A 3296-nucleotide genomic window follows, 5' to 3' on the forward strand; every position below is an offset into this window, starting at 1 on the left:
TAGCTTTGCTGCGCTAGGGATAATCTTTCCAATTATTTCACCTGGGGCAACAAGATCGGGCAACTTTTCTATTTCAACAGGGAATAGTAAGTAGTTCAACGAACCTTTTTTACTCCATTTCATTTTCTTATAGTCAAAGGGAATGTGGCCTATTTGCGAACCAATTGAATCTAAAAATAATCCTGTTAACCTAAAATTTAAAAAGCCTGAAACCTGCAAGTATTTATAGGTCTTAGACCATATATCTGGTTCATTTTGTTTTATCCAATTACACTTCCCATCGGTTTGCGTTTTAACAAGGGCATCATACATACCTACAGCTCTAAAAATAATCCCCATAATTGGATTGGGTGTATATGTCTTTTTCGCTTTCCTCTGATCAAGCCAAGTTATAGCATTACGTAATGGAATACCTTCTTTATCAACGTTAATCATTGTGTCTCTTTGTGTTGTCACACCAACACCTAATATATGATTAAATAGGTCGGGCTGATTTTCTTTTAAACTCTGGCAAGCTTTACATAAGCTATTCCATAAAATTTCAGGGTCCTGTTCTGCCCAACCAGGTTTTGGTGAAAAATAAGGTTCATAAGCCACTTTTTCACTATGGATAAGCTCACCTGTTGTTGAAAAGAGTATAGCCCTGAGGCTTTGTGTGCCACAATCAATAGAAAGTAATACCTCTTTCATTTAATCCTCCTCTGATTGTTTTTCATCTCTTGGAAGTGAATAACATCTATTCCAGAGATTTATATATGATCTTTTCTCCTCTTCCCATTTGGTTTTATCCCAATTAAGAGAAGTTGAACAAAGGGAGTAAATCTTATCTAAATACCTTTTGCCACCTTCAGGAAGCTGATTGCCTATCCTTACCCTTCTTAAGAGAATATCTTCCAGATGCCTTACCTGTTCGTTCTTTGCAATATAAGGCAATTCTCCCCACAAGGTTTTTGTCCCTGGAATATATTCCAATTGATCTTTGTTACTCTCTTCTATTATCTTTTTTGCCCCATCAGAATATCTACCAAATATTATTTTTAATTTTTCACTATTAATATTTGGATATTCCTTTATTATATTGTCAATATTTTTAAAAATATGCCCTTTCTTTGAGACATCTTTCAACCCTGGTAGATATCCTTTTGCTGCTTTTAATGCATCGCATGCTAGTTTGCGGAAAATAGTAAGCTTGCCACCTGTAATAGTCACCAAACCCCTATCTTCAAATATAATATCATCCCTTGATTCCTTTGAAGGATCTTTTTTACCCCCTTTACTAAGAACTGGTCTTACCCCTGAAAATGTTGAAATGCAGTCGTTAAAACCTATATTTATGTTAGGAAAATATTCCTTTAATCCTTTTATCAGATAATTGAATTCTTCCAGTGACATATGAGGCTCTTCCATCAAATCTGTGGCGCTATGATCAACATCAGTTGTTCCATAAATTGTTACACCTTCCCAGGGTATAAGAAAGACAGGACGTCTATCATCGGGGTGAACAAAACTTATTGCATGCTCTATAGGAAAAAGATTGTATGGAAAAACAATATGGCTGCCTCTTAATGGTCTTATGTGCACTTTTTTAAAAGGTGATTTATGTAATGTTTCACTCCAAACACCCGCCGCATTTATAACTGCTTTTGTATTTATTAATACAGAGTCTCCATTTTCTGTATCAACTGCAGTTACTCCTGTTACCACACCTTTATTATTCCTTATTATCTCTTTGACTTTAGTATAATTTAACGCCAAACCCCCATATTGGATCGCCTCAAATATAGCTCTAAGTGTTAATCTAGCATCATCAACCCTTGCATCTAAGAACTGGAAACCACCCACCAACCCCTTAGTATTAATAGTGGGTATCTTTTTTATCAATTCTTTATTATTGTAATATCTATGTTGTTTTTTACCCGCCATAAAGCTATACGCTCCAAGACCAACTTTCAACATTAGCTTATCTTTTATGCTGTAAACGGGCATTATAAATGGTAGATACTCAATTAGTCCTGTTGCATCTTTAACTAAAAATTCTCTCTCTTTTACAGAAGCATAGGTTAAATCAAACCTTCCCTGCTTAAGATATCTTAAACCACCATGAATAAGCTTAGATGATCTACTGGATGTCCCCCATGCAAAATCTTTCTGTTCTAACAATATAGTCTTTAAACCCCTTTTTGAGGCTTCCAGAAATATTCCTGCCCCAGTAATTCCTCCGCCTATTACAACTAGGTCCCAATTTCTTTCTATATCTCTTAAACTATATGAATTAACATTCACAACTTAATCTCCTATTTTATATTCTAATCAATTATAACATTTTTTTATATAAATAATAATAAATAACATACCTTAAGCGTAAAAAACTCTACTAATAGTTTATCACTTATTACATAATCCCCCTTATTCTATTACATTAAAAAGATAGAGAAAGGTTCCGCAGGAAAATCTAGAATTTCTTTGCATAATAGAATATTCAAAACAATATATAAGGCTTATCATAAGGCTTATACCTAAAAAGCTTGTACCTAATATCTTCCTTTCAAATAAAAATCTAAGATTTAACTTATAATAAAATAAATACTTGTATTTATAATTATAAGAACCTAATTTACATTTGTCAATATTCTTATCTACAATCCCTATATTAAATAATTTTTAATAACAATATTATAATCATAGCCGTTATAATTAAAACATTATACATTATTTCATTTTTTATTGCATATTTAAAATAGTGTATTATAATAATTAAAAAATAATTTAAGCGGGGAATCTAATGGATGAAAAAAAATATTTTCAGGAAATAAATGAGGAAAATATTGAATTTTTGCTTAACCGTTATAACCGAGTTAACCGATGGGTAATTGCAGATATGATTCGCAGAACTGCCCATCATTACCCCAATAAGACAGCTCTTATATTTAGAGACAAACAAATGACCTATAGTGAGCTAGAAAAAACTTGTAATAGAACAGCTAATGCCCTTGCCGATTTAGGTGTAAAAAAATACGACCGAGTGGCAATACTTGCACATAATACTATTGATCATGTATTGACGTGGCTTGGATGTTGCAAGCTAGGAGCAATATATGTGCCCATAAACTATCTGCTTCGTGGCCAAGATATACAATATTGTATAAATCATAGCGAAAGTAAAATCTTTATAATAGAAGATGCCCTATACGATCTTGTAAAGGATGTGCTCTCTGAAATGCCCACTGTTAAAGCGCTGATCTGGTCAAAGCAGGGATTAGGTAAAGAAGCTCCTAATAGAGGGTTTCTTGAATATG

Annotated in this window: 3 protein-coding genes; 1 reads left to right on the top strand and 2 read right to left on the bottom strand. The window is 33.1% G+C overall.

Annotated elements, in window-relative coordinates:
- Both SVN78_09665 and SVN78_09670 read right to left on the bottom strand, forming a co-directional pair.
- The coding region (locus tag SVN78_09665; protein ID MDY6821871.1) for an FGGY family carbohydrate kinase at positions 1-690 on the bottom strand (690 nt) is incomplete at its 3' end.
- Positions 691-2283, bottom strand: coding sequence for a glycerol-3-phosphate dehydrogenase/oxidase (locus SVN78_09670; protein ID MDY6821872.1), 1593 nt, complete (start codon positions 2281-2283; stop codon positions 691-693).
- A 499-nt stretch (positions 2284-2782) separates the two neighbouring features.
- Between SVN78_09670 and SVN78_09675 the strand changes: the two genes are divergently transcribed.
- Positions 2783-3296 (top strand): AMP-binding protein (locus tag SVN78_09675; protein MDY6821873.1); only part of this gene is annotated, 514 nt, incomplete at its 3' end.

It is taken from the genome of Deferribacterota bacterium (assembly GCA_034189185.1).
In the GTDB taxonomy this organism is placed as follows: domain Bacteria; phylum Chrysiogenota; class Deferribacteres; order Deferribacterales; family UBA228; genus UBA228.